The organism is Rhizobium sp. Rhizsp42 (assembly GCF_047304155.1).
Classification (GTDB): domain Bacteria; phylum Pseudomonadota; class Alphaproteobacteria; order Rhizobiales; family Rhizobiaceae; genus Rhizobium.
The window spans coordinates 1-13,354 of the sequence record NZ_JBGLYS010000017.1; the positions used below are offsets into that span (position 1 = coordinate 1).

General features: G+C 57.0%; 13 protein-coding genes and 5 pseudogenes. 6 read left to right on the forward strand and 12 right to left on the reverse strand.

Annotated elements, in window-relative coordinates:
- The coding region (locus ACCD05_RS17170; RefSeq protein ID WP_413394204.1) for a transposase at nucleotides 1-542 on the forward strand (542 nt) is incomplete at its 5' end.
- A gap of 85 nt (nucleotides 543-627) precedes the next feature.
- A pseudogene (locus ACCD05_RS17175) lies at nucleotides 628-867 on the forward strand (transposase); the annotation flags it as partial.
- Nucleotide 868: 1 nt separating this feature from the next.
- Here ACCD05_RS17175 and ACCD05_RS17180 read toward each other — a convergent pair.
- Nucleotides 869-1,252: pseudogene (locus ACCD05_RS17180) on the reverse strand (hypothetical protein); the annotation flags it as partial.
- 5 nt (nucleotides 1,253-1,257) lie between these two features.
- Here ACCD05_RS17180 and ACCD05_RS17185 point away from each other — a divergent pair.
- The 3 genes and pseudogenes from ACCD05_RS17185 to ACCD05_RS17195 form a co-directional block, all read left to right on the forward strand.
- Nucleotides 1,258-1,510, forward strand: a pseudogene (locus ACCD05_RS17185) (winged helix-turn-helix domain-containing protein); the annotation flags it as partial.
- Nucleotides 1,511-1,675: 165 nt separating this feature from the next.
- Nucleotides 1,676-1,918, forward strand: coding sequence for a type II toxin-antitoxin system ParD family antitoxin (locus ACCD05_RS17190; protein WP_111564759.1), 243 nt, complete (start codon nucleotides 1,676-1,678; stop codon nucleotides 1,916-1,918).
- Nucleotides 1,915-2,264, forward strand: a pseudogene (locus tag ACCD05_RS17195) (type II toxin-antitoxin system RelE/ParE family toxin). Before ACCD05_RS17190 ends, ACCD05_RS17195 begins: the two are co-directional and overlap by 4 nt.
- Nucleotides 2,265-2,331: 67 nt before the next feature.
- Here ACCD05_RS17195 and hydA read toward each other — a convergent pair.
- The 5 genes from hydA to ACCD05_RS17220 form a co-directional block, all read right to left on the reverse strand.
- Complete coding sequence (gene hydA, locus ACCD05_RS17200) at nucleotides 2,332-3,753, reverse strand: dihydropyrimidinase (RefSeq protein WP_413394289.1); 1,422 nt, start codon at nucleotides 3,751-3,753, stop codon at nucleotides 2,332-2,334.
- Nucleotides 3,754-3,782: 29 nt separating this feature from the next.
- Nucleotides 3,783-5,045, reverse strand: coding sequence for a cysteine desulfurase-like protein (locus tag ACCD05_RS17205; protein ID WP_112950314.1), 1,263 nt, complete (start codon nucleotides 5,043-5,045; stop codon nucleotides 3,783-3,785).
- Between the two features lie 22 nt (nucleotides 5,046-5,067).
- Nucleotides 5,068-5,817: an amino acid ABC transporter ATP-binding protein gene (locus tag ACCD05_RS17210; protein ID WP_111564757.1), complete on the reverse strand. Its 750-nt coding sequence runs from the start codon at nucleotides 5,815-5,817 to the stop codon at nucleotides 5,068-5,070.
- On the reverse strand, nucleotides 5,817-6,488 hold the full coding sequence (locus ACCD05_RS17215) for an amino acid ABC transporter permease (protein WP_112436348.1): 672 nt from the start codon (nucleotides 6,486-6,488) through the stop codon (nucleotides 5,817-5,819). The genes ACCD05_RS17210 and ACCD05_RS17215 overlap by 1 nt, the downstream gene beginning before the upstream one ends.
- Nucleotides 6,489-6,551: 63 nt before the next feature.
- A complete protein-coding gene (locus ACCD05_RS17220) occupies nucleotides 6,552-7,331 on the reverse strand; it encodes an ABC transporter substrate-binding protein (RefSeq protein WP_413394208.1) in 780 nt (259 codons plus the stop codon).
- Nucleotides 7,332-7,504: 173 nt separating this feature from the next.
- Here ACCD05_RS17220 and ACCD05_RS17225 point away from each other — a divergent pair, with 173 nt between their 5' ends.
- Nucleotides 7,505-8,200: a FadR/GntR family transcriptional regulator gene (locus tag ACCD05_RS17225; protein ID WP_112950313.1), complete on the forward strand. Its 696-nt coding sequence runs from the start codon at nucleotides 7,505-7,507 to the stop codon at nucleotides 8,198-8,200.
- A gap of 439 nt (nucleotides 8,201-8,639) precedes the next feature.
- Here the strand turns inward: ACCD05_RS17225 and ACCD05_RS17230 are convergent.
- From ACCD05_RS17230 to kduD, 6 genes and pseudogenes are all read right to left on the reverse strand, one after another.
- Nucleotides 8,640-9,404: pseudogene (locus ACCD05_RS17230) on the reverse strand (IS110 family transposase); the annotation flags it as partial.
- 239 nt (nucleotides 9,405-9,643) lie between these two features.
- A complete protein-coding gene (locus ACCD05_RS17235) occupies nucleotides 9,644-10,441 on the reverse strand; it encodes a transporter substrate-binding domain-containing protein (RefSeq protein ID WP_112950312.1) in 798 nt (265 codons plus the stop codon).
- Between the two features lie 60 nt (nucleotides 10,442-10,501).
- Nucleotides 10,502-11,230 (reverse strand): amino acid ABC transporter ATP-binding protein, encoded by a 729-nt coding sequence (locus tag ACCD05_RS17240; protein WP_111564752.1) that lies wholly within the window; start codon nucleotides 11,228-11,230, stop codon nucleotides 10,502-10,504.
- Complete coding sequence (locus tag ACCD05_RS17245) at nucleotides 11,214-11,867, reverse strand: amino acid ABC transporter permease (protein ID WP_111564751.1); 654 nt, start codon at nucleotides 11,865-11,867, stop codon at nucleotides 11,214-11,216. Before ACCD05_RS17245 ends, ACCD05_RS17240 begins: the two co-directional genes overlap by 17 nt.
- A gap of 7 nt (nucleotides 11,868-11,874) precedes the next feature.
- Complete coding sequence (locus ACCD05_RS17250; RefSeq protein WP_111564750.1) at nucleotides 11,875-12,558, reverse strand: amino acid ABC transporter permease; 684 nt, start codon at nucleotides 12,556-12,558, stop codon at nucleotides 11,875-11,877.
- Between the two features lie 40 nt (nucleotides 12,559-12,598).
- A complete protein-coding gene (kduD, locus tag ACCD05_RS17255) occupies nucleotides 12,599-13,354 on the reverse strand; it encodes a 2-dehydro-3-deoxy-D-gluconate 5-dehydrogenase KduD (protein WP_112950311.1) in 756 nt (251 codons plus the stop codon).

Genomic DNA, 13,354 nt, shown 5'->3' on the forward strand with positions numbered 1-13,354 from the left:
GCGTTAAGTTGGTCATCTCCGATGCCCACGAGGGCATCAAGGCTGCCGTCTCCAAGGTCCTGTGCGCTAGCTGGCAGAGATGCCGGGTCCACTTCGCCCGCAATGTGCTGGCCCATGCAGGCAAGAGTGGCAGGCGGGTTGTTTCCGCCTTCATCGGAACAGCTTTCGCCCAGGAGACCCCGGAGGCCGCAAGCAGCCAATGGCGCAATGTCGCCGATCAAATCCGCCCTAAAGTGCCCAAACTCGCTGCGATCATGGATGAGGCCGAGCACGATGTACTGGCCTATATGAGTTTTCCGAAGCAACATTGGACCAAGCTTCACTCCACGAATCCAATCGAACGTCTCAATGGAGAAATCAAGAAGCGGACAGATGTCGTCGGCATCTTTCCAAACAAAGACGCCATTGTCAGGCTCGTCGGTGCGATGCTCCTTGAGCAAAATGACGAGTGGGCGGTGCAACGGTCGCGCTACATGACAGTAGAAACCATCGGCAAAATGAGCGATGATCCAATCATCAGCTTGCCAGCCGTGGCACGTTGATCCTCCCGGCCTTGCCGGAGAGCACGGTGGCCTCGTCGGCACTTACACCATCTCATGGGACACGATCCTTCCACGCTAACAGGAGAGCAGTCTGTCAGCGCGAATTCACCAGTTGATCGTCGAACTGCGAAGCGAGTGGAATATGCTCGATGCCAAAACCGCAGCGCTCAATTCTGAGTTCTTGGCGCTCGCACGAGATGATCTTGCAAGGCGTCGGCTAACAGCCATTCCGGGTATTGGAGTGTTGAATGCCACGGCTTTGGTTGCTGCAATAGGAAACGCCAGCAGCTTCGATCGCGCCCGCGATCTCGGCGCATGGCTAGGATCACCGTCTTGACGAAAAGCGTTCCGGGATCCTTGGCTCCTCCAAGGAGCACACCGCGATGACGGTCGATATGGGCATCAAGGTATTCGTAGAGATCGAGCAGATCTGGCAGGATCAGCCGAAATGGTTTCCGCCCGAAGAACGAGCCGGAGTTTTTGAATGCGACCGAGGGGGCAAAGACCTCCCGCCCATGGTCGCGATCACTCCAGCGCTGCTCGCCGCACCTCATATCTTCAACCCGGCGTTCTGACGTCGGGTAGTTTCCACGGCGGCAGACACGAATTTGGCAAAGGTTCTTATGTCGAAGCCCGAGATGGAGGCCAGGTTGGAGGAACATGAAGGACCTGACGGCTTCGGCCGCTGGCCGTGGGTAACGGCTTTCATCCGACACGGATCACGGTCGAGAGCGATAGAGCAGGTTCGGCCCTTCGCATTCACGAGCTTTTCCAACAGAATCCTTTTCACACGGCCAACCAGGTTGTTCAGATAACAGGTCTGTCCGCACCTACGGTCAACGCTGCACTTGCAGATCTGGAGCGATTGGGCTCCGTTGATGAGGTGACTGGCCGCAAGCGTGGCCGTGTGTTAAGCTATCGATATAATTCCAAGCTAGGGCACCGATCCCCTGCCTCTCAGTTCATGAAAATAGGTGGGCCAACGGTTCCGCCTTCACCAACACTTCAAGAACCCGCTTCCGGGCGCCACTGGCATTTCACAAGCAGTTGCCGCGATCACTATGAGGCCGACTGCCGGACCTTTGACAATCTTTGTCAAATGGGTTCACAGTGGACGTAGTTGGAGTGTACCGATGGCAATAATGAACGTATCCCTACCGGATCCGATCAGGGACTGCGTCGAGGCACAAACTCGCACAGGACGGTATTCAAACGCTAGCGATTACGTGCGTGATTTGATCCGCCGTGACCAGGTCCGGAATGACAAGGTCGCAGCGATGCAGAGTTTCGTAGACGCCGGGCTCGAGAGCGGCGTTGGAGTGCGATCGAAGCATGACTTGTTTGCTGAGGCTGAAGCTCGTGCCAATAAATCATGAGATATACGTTATCTGTCGAGGCGGAAGCGGACGTCGTCGCGATCGCCGAGCAAGGTTTGCGCATATTCGGAACACCGCAGGCACGTCGCTACAACAATGAACCTTTCGATTTACTTGATTTGATCGCCGATAATCCACGGATTGCTCGCGAGAGCTTCGAGATTAAGTCGCCGGTCAGAATTCATCCTTCAAAGCGCACCTGATCGTGTTTCGGATAATCGAAGATGACAACGTGTTCGTCATAAGAATTCGTCACGGGCATGAAGATTGGGCGAGCGATCCAGCGTGGTGCGGTGGACGAAGTTTAACATTTGGTACGCAAGTAGTTCTCCCATCAAAAGCCTAAAATAGAACGCGCGTGGCTGAGCCGGGCTTCCAATCGGTGAGCGGGTTTGGACTTTTCGACGCTTTATCTAGCTGGGGTACTTGCCTTTCGACACGAGGGAAGATCGATTTCTCTGGAGGTAGTTGCCGCGTCTCTTCTGCTGGGCTAGAAGCCCATCCTTCACGATCGTCTGGCCACCCAAGAGCAGTTGCACTGGCCAGCCACGCACCTCCTGCCCTTCATAAGGTGTATAGTCGGCGCCGTGCTGCAGGATATCATTTGTCACAGTGACTCTTTTGTCCGGATCCCATAACGCAATGTCGGCATCGGCACCGATGGCAATCGTGCCTTTGCGCGGATAAATACCATAAAGCTTGGCATGGTTGGTCGAGGTCACCGCAACGAACTGGTTGATGTCGATCCGGCCCTTCATGACACCTTCAGAGAAAAGAATCGGCAAGCGTGTGGCAACCCCGGGAATGCCGTTCGGAATCCAACGGAAATGCCGCTTGCCTTTCTCATTCAATTTTCCTTCGGGGTCATCGAAACGGAAAGGGCAATGATCGGACGAAAAAAGATCGAACACGCCCTGTTCCAACCCCTCCCAGCAGGCATCCTGGCTCGCTTTGTCACGCGGCGGTGGAGAGCAGACATATTTGGCGCCCTCCATCTCGTTCTGATCCAGATCGCCGGCGGTCAACATCAGATATTGCGGGCAGGTTTCGCCAACAATTTTCTGGCCGCGCTGGCGGGCGCGGCGTATTTCCTCCATCGCCTCGCGGTTCGAAACGTGGACGATCACGACCGGCACATCCACGATTTCGGCAAGCGAAAGTGCCCGGTGGGTGGCTTCTCGCTCGGCGGCAACGGGCCGCGTCGTGGCGTGGAACTTCGGCGCGAAGTTGCCCTCTTCCTCATGCCGGCCGATCAGGTAGCGGATCGCATCCTCGTTCTCGCAGTGAACCATGACGAGAGCGCCGGTGCGGCGTGCCGCATCCAGCGTCGCAAGAATTTCGTCGTCGCGCAACCGCAGGCCTTCATAGGTCATGAAGACTTTCAACGAGGTATAGCCGTCCTGCACCAATGCTGGTAGTTCCTGGCCGAGGACTTCTGGAGTCGGATCGGTGATGACCAGATGAAAGGCAACGTCTACGTGGCATTTCCCTTCTGCCTTGGCATGATAGACCTTCAATGCCTCCCGAAGCGACTGTCCCTTTTCCTGCATGCAGAAGGCCAAAACTGTGCTGTTGCCGCCAATGGCGGCGGAGCGGGTGCCGCTGTCGAAGTCATCGGCCATGACGATGCCATCGCCGGAGGGCTGGTCAAGATGGACATGGCTGTCGATACCGCCGGGCATCACGAAGAGTCCCGTGGCGTCTATCATCTCGTCGGCATCGGTCAGGTCAGCGGCAAGTGCAACGATACGACCATCCTTGATGCCGACATCGCTGACGAACGTGTCGCTTGCCGTCACCACGGTTCCGTGCCTGATCACCGTATCGAAACGCATCATTCCCTGTCCTCCTTGTCGTTCACAGCTCAGCTTGCTTTCGCAAATCCCGCATCTCCAGCCAGAATACGGTCAAGTGCTGCCGTGAAGCGATCGACCTCTTCCAGCGTATTGTAATGAACCATGGACACCCTCAGCATGCCGCCATGGTCGGTCAGCTCAAGATATTCGGCAAGCCGTTTCGAATGGAAATCCCCGAAACGCATGGCGATGTTTTCGCCGTCCATTGCTTTGCACAACTCGCCGGCCTCACGGCCATCGAAGCGGAAGGCAATTGTAGGCACGCGCTTCTCGTCCTGGTTGGCCTGGCCAACAATCCGGCAATCGTTTCGAGATCGTAGGTAGCCCAGGAGCCTTTCCGTCAGAAGATTTTCCTGTGCGGTGATTGCCGCAAAGGCTGCCTCTATTTTCTGGCGCACCGGTCCGGTCTCGCCTGCCTGTTCGCCGAGTGCGGCTAGATAATCAACGATGCCGCATGTGGAATATGCCAGTTCATAGTTGGGATTGCCCGGCTCCAGCTTGCCTGGCACTTTGTCCTTGCCGTAGAAATAATGGTATAGCGTGTCGAGTTCGAGCAGCAGGTCATGTTTGCCATACATCAGCGCGTAATGTGGGCCATAAGTCTTGTAGAGGCTGAAGACGTAATAATCGGCGTCTAGGGCCTGTACGTCAACGGCACGGTGCGGGGCAAATGCCACGGCATCGACGCAAATTTTTGAGCCACGCGCATGCACGAAATCGGCGATCTCGCGGATCGGATTGATCGATCCAAGGATGTTGGAAACGTGTGTGACGCAGACGAGCTTGGTGCGATCGCTCATCAGCAGCGCCAGGTCCGCGAGATCGAGCATCAACGTGTCTTTGTTGAGCGGCCAGATCTTCAGCGTGATGCCCGCCTCTTTCAGCCGGTCCCAGGGGCCGATATTCGATTCGTGATCGCTGACCGTGACGACGATCTCGTCGCCTGGCGAAAGCTGGCTCTGCATCGCGCGGGCAAGGTTTTGCAGCAACGCTGTGGTGGAATTGCCGAAGACGATCTCTTCCGGATACGAAGCGTTGACCAGGTGCATTGCTGCAGTCCGCGCTTCGTAGAGCGCTTCGGCGGCCGCCTGCGATACGGCGTAGGACCCGCCGATCTGCACGTTCTTTTCGATCAGAAATTTATTGATGCGATCCAGTGCGCCTTTAAGGATCTGAGATCCGCCAGCATTGTCAAAATAGGTCCAGCCGCGGTTTAGGCCTGGGAACTGGCTGCGCACGTAGTCGAGGTCGAGCGGTGATGAGGTGGTCATTCCTAGTGTCTCCCGAATGGTCTCAGTGATTGAGGACGGCGCGAAGGAAGCCACGCGTCCTTGCCTCTTTTGGATTGTCGAAGATGTCTGAAGGTGTGCCTGCCTCGACGAGGCGCCCGCCATCCATGAAGATGACGCGGTCTGCCACCTGACGGGCAAAACCCATCTCGTGTGTGACAATCACCATGGTCACTCCGGTGCCGGCCAGTTTGCGCATGACATCCAGCACTTCGCCGACCATTTCCGGATCGAGAGCCGATGTTGGCTCGTCAAACAGCAGAACTCGTGGCTCCATGGCCAGCGCCCGGGCGATGGCCACACGCTGCTGCTGACCGCCTGAGAGTTGACCTGGAAATTTCCCTGCCTGCTCAGAAATCCCGACGCGGGCCAAAAGCTCGCGCGCCTTGCGTTCGGCTTCCGCCTCTGGTGTCTTTCGAACCCTCATGGGAGCGATCATGACGTTTCTCAGAACGGTCATGTGCGGAAACAGATTGAACGACTGGAACACCATGCCGACTTCGGCACGCACCTTGGCTAGGGCCGGGCCGGGCGCAACGCGAATACCATCTACGGTGATGCTGCTATCTGGCTGAAAGGCTTCCAGATGATTGATGCAGCGAATGAGCGTGGATTTGCCGGAACCGGAAGGGCCGATAACGCAGACGACTTCGCCTTCTGCCACATCGAGGTCAATGCCATGCAGAACGGTAAATAGCCCATACGCTTTAGTCAGCCCGCGGATCGAAATCAGTGGGGGTGTGGTCTTTTCCATCAGCGTTTCCCCCGATTGAAATGTCTTTCAAGCCGCGCCACCAGGGCGACCATTGGCCAGAGCAGGGCGATGTAGATTAGGGCCGCACCGATCAGCGGCGTCGGGTTGGCGTTGAGCGCCTGCGCTTGGGTTGCCTGTTTTAACAAGTCCGGCATGGCGACGACCGATGCAAGGGCGGTGTCCTTCATGACATTGATGCAGTTGTTGGTAAGCGGTGGAATGACGATCCGGATGGCCTGCGGAAGAATGATATCCACCATCGTGTTGCGGTTGGAGAGGCCAAGGGCTGCGGATGCTTCAAATTGACCGTGGGGAACAGCCTCGATGCCAGCGCGAAAGATTTCCGCGGTATAGGCGGCAGAGACCAAGGATAGCGCGGTCACAGCAGAGAAGAATGGCGACAGCCGGATCCCGACGAATGGGAGGGCGTAATAGATAATGATCAACAGCACCAGCAAAGGGATCGACCGGAAGATGTCGATGTAGATACGGATCAGCGGCGTGAAAGTGGCCGGCGCATAAAGACGTGCCACCGCCAGAAATAGACCGCCGACCAGACCGCAAAGGATGCTGGCAATACCGATCTGAATGGTGACAACAAGTCCCCAAAGCAATTGCGGCAAGCTGTTGAGAAATACGGGAACGTTGAAGAAGGTATTTATGAGGTTCATGCCGGACAGGCTCCCTTGGCAATCTGGCGGGACACGAGTAGTCCCGCCAGACGCGGTGTAAGCCTACTTGGCCTTGGGCATATCAAGTACGGCAACGGTCGAGGTCGTGTCCTCGGCCTTCGCGCCGAACCAAGTTTCATGCAACTTGGCGATGAAGCCCTCGCCCTTCAGCTTGGTGATAACCGCGTTGACCTCTGCGGCCAACGGATCGCCCTTGTTGAACATGATCGAGTATTTTTCGCCTGTCGGAATACGCTCGACGACCTTTAGCTCCGGCTTGTCCTTGGCGTAGTAGAGCAGTGCCGGAATGTCGGAGATATAGCCATCGACACGGCCGGCAACGAGATCGAGCATGGCGGGCTGCAATCCTTCGAACTTGCGGATTTCGCCAAGCTTGTAATCACCCTTATGGGCTTCCGCCCACATATCGCCCGTCGATCCGGTGTCTACGCCAACGACCTTGCCACTCATGTCCTTCAGGCCGGTGATGCCGGAAGCTGCTGTCACGGTCAGAGACTGATCGCTATCGTAGTATGGCTGGGCGAAGCTAACCGACGCCAAGCGCTTTTCAGTGATGGTAATCGATGAAATCGCCATATTAATACGGCCGGACTGAACAGCGGGAAAGAGCCCGTTGAACGGCGTGTTGACGAACTCCACCGACTTGCCAAGGCGCTTTGCGATTTCGTTGACGAGATCGACTTCGAAACCAACGGTTTTCCCGCTGGCATCTTGAAACTCCCATGGCACGTTACCAATGTTGGCACCGACCGTCAGATCAGCAGCATGGACGCTGAAGACGCCGAGCGCCGATATCAGTCCGGCTAGAAATGTACTTTTCATGCGTGAAACGTGAAGCATTTGAGAACCCCTTGTTTTATGATTCAAGCCAATCTACGTTGGTCTAACTGGTCAGACCAGTATGACCAGACAAGCACGCGCTTTAATCCTTTGCAAGATCCCATTTGAAAAATGTATCGAAAGAGGCAGTGTAGGTTTCAGGGAGCAAGGATCGGATGCTGAATAAAACGCTTTTACCACAATCGGTTGCCCGCGAAATCCAGGCCATGATCCAGTCTGGAGAATTGAAAGCAGGCGAAAAAGTCCCTTCTCAACGTGAGTTCTCCCAGAGATTCGGTATTAGCCGAGCATCGTTACGCGAGGCACTATTAACGCTCGAGACATTGGGCTTGCTTAAAACGGAAGCTGGGAGAGGGACATTCGTGGCCGCCGGTGATGGGACTGTCGGCCAAACGGGCAACATGGCGCCGTGGCGTTATTCCGAAAGTTATTCTGTTTTTGATGTTTTCCAGACCCGTATCCTGCTAGAGGGTGAGATCGCACGCCTTTCCGCTGGGCGACTGTCCCAGGCACAGCTCGATATGATGGAAAAGGCAACCAAGACCATGGAGGAGTGCTGGGCTAATCAGGACCTGCTCGCCAATGTTGATGCCGATCTGGAGTTTCACGGCATCATCGTGTCCGCCTGCGCCAACTCCATGCTGAAGGCACTTTACCAGACGGTGCGCGATCAGGTTACGGAAACGCAGCGTCAGCCTATCCCCATCACGGATCCGGAACGAATGCGACAATCAATTGCGGAACACCGCCGCATTATCGCAGCTCTAAAGGCCAATGACGGAGATTTGGCGCGCAATGAGATGGAAACGCATATTCGAAATACCGCGCGTTGCGCCGGATTGCAGCCGTAGAAAAGTGATCGAGGGAGACGCATCTACGACACTGTGCTGACTGAAAGGCCCTGTTCCGTTCCTAATTTAATGAATTCTACCGAGGTAATTATCTAAGTAAACGGGTGTTCGATTCCGTTGTCTAATCGCTTGCATCGGGTCAAGCAGATTTTAAACGAGGTACGTCATTGCCGTGTTGCTAGCGCGACATCTTTCCTAGATTTTCTTTCGACATCTTTCATCCCTGCAAATTCGTCCGGTGCTGGGAGCACGGTTGTCTCCGCGGTCGACATGCAGTCGCCGCATGATGGGTTTTCGCAGGGCAGGTCTTCCTATGTTCAAGACGCAGTCTCAATGAGCTGCGACGGAATCGACGGAATGACCTAACCCACGTCCACAGCAGGGACGCCCAGCATCCCAGTCGGATTGAGGTGCTGAGGCAGGTAGGCCGGCGCTTCGGTTAAGCCGCTGCGCCGCCCAATGGATTGAACGCTTCCCCGGCCTTGAGCATGCTATGCATTATGACGGCAAGTTTTCGCGCAAAAGCAACCGCGGCACGTTTGAAGCCCAGCCGCTCACGCAGCATCAGCCCCCAGGTCTTTAGACTGCATTCGGTCCTAGCAGTGGTTGTTGTTAAGAGAACGGTTGCTGCCTCGTAGAGTAATCCTCGCAGCCGACTGTCACCGCGTCGCGAGATATGGCCACCATAATCTATTTCGCCAGACTGATAGCGCCGCGTCGTCAGCCCTAGCAAAGCGCCGACTGAGCGCGAGGTGGGGAGGTTTTCGGGATCTTCGATCGCGGCAATGTACGAGACGGCCGTGACGGCACCAACGCCTGGAATCGTCATCAGGAGCTTCTTAGCCCGGCTCTGTCTGGAAGCTACGAGCAATTGGTGATCAAGATTGGATGCGCGCTTACGTATGTCGCGCCATGCTTCGAGCAGGGGCAATATCACAGCTGCCAGGCCGCTATTTCCATCTAGCAGCGCTCTCACATTAGCATCAAATGCCCCGCCTTTCCCTTTGGGTACGATGAGACCAAACGTTTTTAAGAGGCCACGTATTTGGTTGCTGAGCTGCTTGGAAATGCTTAAGAGCTGGCTACGCGCTGCCACCAGTGTGCGCGTCACCATGTTGTCGAAAGTCTTTACTCGCACGACTTTGTAAAATCCGGCTTCTGCCAACTGCGCTAGGCCATCCGCATCATTGGCATCAGTCTTGTTGAGGGTTTCAGCCGGGCCCGGTTCCAATCGTGAGCCCGTATTTCCATCTTACCGGGGGCAACCACCCATGTCAGATATTGCTGAGGCAATGCCTTTGGGGGAAACCGACCCGCGATTACCCCATGTTCAAGAGCCACAGAAGTCTCAGCTAGCGATATAGATTCTCAGCATCGGAGCTGGGCTAATTTCACCTTCCGGAAATTCGCTGGGGCCTTTCGACCCCAGGATTTTTCCTTCCATCACTGACGCGAGGTCAGATCGTCGGGCAGTTCGGCATTGTGGTACTTGCGGTAGATGTCACGCAGTACCTTGTTGTCGAAGTTGGTCTTAACCCACTGGTCGAGCCAACCTTTCAAGGCTGTCTCGCCCTTGGGGATACCGATGCCCAGATTAGTTTCCTTCTGGGTAAATTTTACCTGCAGCGGATTTGCGGTCATCTTCTTGTTGATGCCGTTGATGACCGCCGACTGGCTGGACAGTATATCGACCTGGCCAGAGACGACGGAAGTGATCAGCGTCGCATCGTCCTCGAAGCGGACGATATCGGCGCCCTTGGCCTTGGCGGTGATGTCCTGGTCGTTGGTGGTTGCACGGGTCACGCCGATGCGCTTGCCGTCGAGATCGGCATAGTCCTTGATCGCTTCATCAGCCGGACCGGCAACGACGAGAGCGAGCGTCGCGTAGGGAACCGAATAGTCGATCGCCTTCTTACGCTCTTCGGTGATGCCGAGCGACGAGACGACCATGTCGGCCTTGCCTGTCTGGACCGAGGGAACGCGGGCGGCGTTGGTTATTTCCACCAGCTCCAGCTCGACGCCGAGATCCTTGGCGATCAGCTTGGCGGTTTCGACATCCGAGCCCGTCGGCTTCAGGTTTTCGTCGACAAAGGAATATTCCGGAATGCCCATCGCCACGGCGATGCGGACCTTCCCGGCCTTCTTGATGTTGTCAAGCACGTCGGCATTGGCGACCGATGCAAAGGCCAGCAGGCCAGCTCCGGCAATAAGTGCCAGTTTCGAAATCATTCTCGTCGGCATTTGAGTCTCCTCTCACGTTTTGTCCGACCCTGCGGTTTCACGCAGGTCCTCCTCCTCAGCTCACAGCTCTTCAGCCATGAACTCCCTCAGCTCCGGCGTCTGCGGATTGGAAAGGATGTCTGCCCCTCCGGTCTCCCAGACCTTGCCGGTATGCATGTAGATGACGCGATTGGCGGCGCGCTTGGCGAAGCCCATCTCGTGGGTGACGACGATCATGGTCATGCCGCCGCGGGCTAGATCTTCCATGACGCGCAGCACTTCACCGGTGAGTTTCGGATCGAGCGCCGATGTCACTTCGTCGAAGAGCATCACCTTCGGCTGCATCGCGAGTGAGCGGGCGATCGCCACGCGCTGCTGTTGGCCGCCGGAAAGCTGTTCGGGGTAGTTGTCGATCTTCTCCATTAGGCCGACCTTGGCGAGAACCTGCCTGGAGATCTCGTAGGCTTCGTCCTTGCGAATGTTCTTCACGCGGCGCAGCGCCAGCATGATGTTTTGCGCCACGGTCATGTGCGGGAAGAGGTTGTAGCTCTGGAACACCATGCCGATATCGCGACGAAGCGCGCGCAGATCGAGCTTCGGGTCCTCGACGTGGTGGCCGCAGACTTCGATCGTGCCATCCTGGATCGTCTCCAGGCGGTTGATGCAGCGCAGCGCCGTGCTCTTGCCGGAACCGGACTGGCCGATCAGTGCCACGACCTCCCCGGTATTAATTTCGAAGGACACGCCCTTCAGCACCTCAAGGATGCCGAAACGCTTGACGACATTGGTGAGTTTAACGGCGGCCGGCATTGAGTTTCCTCTCGAGCGAACGGCTCCAGACCGACAATGGATAGCAGACGCAGAAATAGAAGAGCGCTGCAACGCCGAAGACCAGGAACGGCTGGAACAGGGAGTTGTTGATGACCTGCGCGGCGCGCGTCAGCTCCAGGAAGCCGACTACGGATGCGAGCGAGGTATTTTTGACGAGCTGAACGAGAAAGCCGACCGTTGGCGGCGTCGCGATCTTCAGCGCCTGCGGAAGAATGACGTCGAACAGCGCCTGCCAGCGGGTGAGACCCAGGCATTCGGCCGCCTCGAACTGCGTCTTGGCGATCGATTCCACCGCGCCGCGCCAGATTTCGCCGAGATAGGAGCTCGAATAAACCATCATGCCGAGGCCGGCAGCGACGAGCGGCGGAACCGCCACGCCGAAGACGCCGAGGCCAAAATAAAGCAGGAACATCTGGATTAGCAGCGGCGTACCTTGGACGATCTGGATGTAGACGAGCGCCGCGCGCCGCAACCAGCGGAAGCGCGAGATGCGCGCCAGCATGACGAAGAAGCCGGCAATGCCACCCAGCACGAAGGCCAGCGCCGAAAGCACGACGGTCCAGAGCAGGCCGTCCAGCAGGTAGAAGAGATGGTTGGTCGAGAATGCGCCGAGCATCGTCACCTCACACGCCAAGCCCGAGCCGGCGGCGGCGCGGGAATGCGATGAGGCCAAGCCCGAAGAAGGCGGCGCGCATCAGATAGGTGATCGCGATATAGAGGAGCGCGACGACGAAATAGGTTTCGAGCGATCGGAATGTGTTCGACTGAATGTTGTTGGCAACGCCCGTCAGTTCTTCGGCCGAGATCTGCGAGCAGATCGACGTCGACAGCATCATCAAGATGAACTGGCTGGAGAGTGACGGATAGACGCGCTCGATCGCCGGCAGGAGGATGATGTCGCGGTAGATCTGGAGCTTCGAGAGGCCAAGCGCCTCGGCGGCCTCGATCTGGCTTGGATGGACCGAGTCCATCCCGGCGCGGACGATCTCGGCGGTGTAGGCGCCGACGTTGATGACCATCGCGAAGACCGACGCCGCGATGATCGGCAGGCGGAAACCAATGGACGAGAGGCCGAAAAAAATGAAGAAGATCTGCACGATAAACGGCGTGTTGCGCACTGTTTCGATATAGACGCCGACGATGCCGCGCAGGATGGTCGAGTTCGAGCGGCGGGCAATCGCGCATGCCACGCCGATACCCATTCCGATGATCACCGAAAAGAGTGTGATCTCAATCGTCGTCAGTGCGCCGGTCAGGAAATCCTGCCAATAGGGCACAAGTGCCCCGAAATCGAACTGATACTGCATAACTCCTCCGTGCGCGGCGGATCACGCCGGCGCTCATGCCTTATCGTGCGAGCCAGCCGCCATCGACCGGGATGACGGTACCGTGGACGTAGTCGGATGCTGCCGATGCCAGGAACACGGCGGTACCGCCAAGCTCCGATGGCGAACCCCAGCGTCCGGCCGGAATGCGCGCCAGGATCGCGACATTGCGGTCCGGATCTTCGCGCAGCGCCGTCGTGTTGTTCGTCGAGAAATATCCGGGCGCAATCGCGTTGACGTTGACGCCCTTTCCGGCCCATTCGCAGGCAAGCAGCCGGGTGATCCCGACGAGGCCGCTCTTCGATGCCGTATAGGATGGTATGCGGATGCCGCCTTGGAACGACAGGAGCGAGGCGATGTTGATGATCTTGCCGCTACCCTTTTCCAGCATGTGCCGACCCGCCGCCTGCGACAGGAAGAATGCCGTTTTCAGATTGGTATCGATGACCGCGTCCCAATCCTCCTCGGTAAAGTCGATCGCATCGGCGCGGCGGATGATGCCGGCATTGTTGATTAGAATGTCGAGGCCACCGTAAACCGAGATGGTTTCTGCAACGATATCTTTGACCGGGGCGATTGTGCCAAGATCCGCCTTGATCGCGTGGAAGCGGACACCTGTCGTGGTGACCAGCGCTTCAGTTTCCTCCATCGACGAGCGGCCGACGGCAGCGATCGAAGCGCCCGCTTTGGCGAGCGCGATGGCGATGCCCTGACCGATACCGGTATTGGCGCCGGTAACGATGGCGGTGCGGCCCGAGAGATCGAAGGGATTGCTCAT

Excerpts from the sequence above, each read along its gene's own strand:
- ACCD05_RS17190 (WP_111564759.1), top strand. The coding sequence starts at position 1,676 with ATGGCAATAATGAACGTATCCCTACCGGATCCGATCAGGGACTGCGTC.
- hydA (WP_413394289.1), bottom strand. The coding sequence starts at position 3,753 with ATGCGTTTCGATACGGTGATCAGGCACGGAACCGTGGTGACGGCAAGC.
- ACCD05_RS17205 (WP_112950314.1), bottom strand. The coding sequence starts at position 5,045 with ATGACCACCTCATCACCGCTCGACCTCGACTACGTGCGCAGCCAGTTC.
- ACCD05_RS17210 (WP_111564757.1), bottom strand. The coding sequence starts at position 5,817 with ATGGAAAAGACCACACCCCCACTGATTTCGATCCGCGGGCTGACTAAA.
- ACCD05_RS17215 (WP_112436348.1), bottom strand. The coding sequence starts at position 6,488 with ATGAACCTCATAAATACCTTCTTCAACGTTCCCGTATTTCTCAACAGC.
- ACCD05_RS17220 (WP_413394208.1), bottom strand. The coding sequence starts at position 7,331 with ATGAAAAGTACATTTCTAGCCGGACTGATATCGGCGCTCGGCGTCTTC.
- ACCD05_RS17225 (WP_112950313.1), top strand. The coding sequence starts at position 7,505 with ATGCTGAATAAAACGCTTTTACCACAATCGGTTGCCCGCGAAATCCAG.
- ACCD05_RS17235 (WP_112950312.1), bottom strand. The coding sequence starts at position 10,441 with ATGCCGACGAGAATGATTTCGAAACTGGCACTTATTGCCGGAGCTGGC.
- ACCD05_RS17240 (WP_111564752.1), bottom strand. The coding sequence starts at position 11,230 with ATGCCGGCCGCCGTTAAACTCACCAATGTCGTCAAGCGTTTCGGCATC.
- ACCD05_RS17245 (WP_111564751.1), bottom strand. The coding sequence starts at position 11,867 with ATGCTCGGCGCATTCTCGACCAACCATCTCTTCTACCTGCTGGACGGC.
- ACCD05_RS17250 (WP_111564750.1), bottom strand. The coding sequence starts at position 12,558 with ATGCAGTATCAGTTCGATTTCGGGGCACTTGTGCCCTATTGGCAGGAT.
- kduD (WP_112950311.1), bottom strand. The coding sequence starts at position 13,354 with ATGAGCAATCCCTTCGATCTCTCGGGCCGCACCGCCATCGTTACCGGC.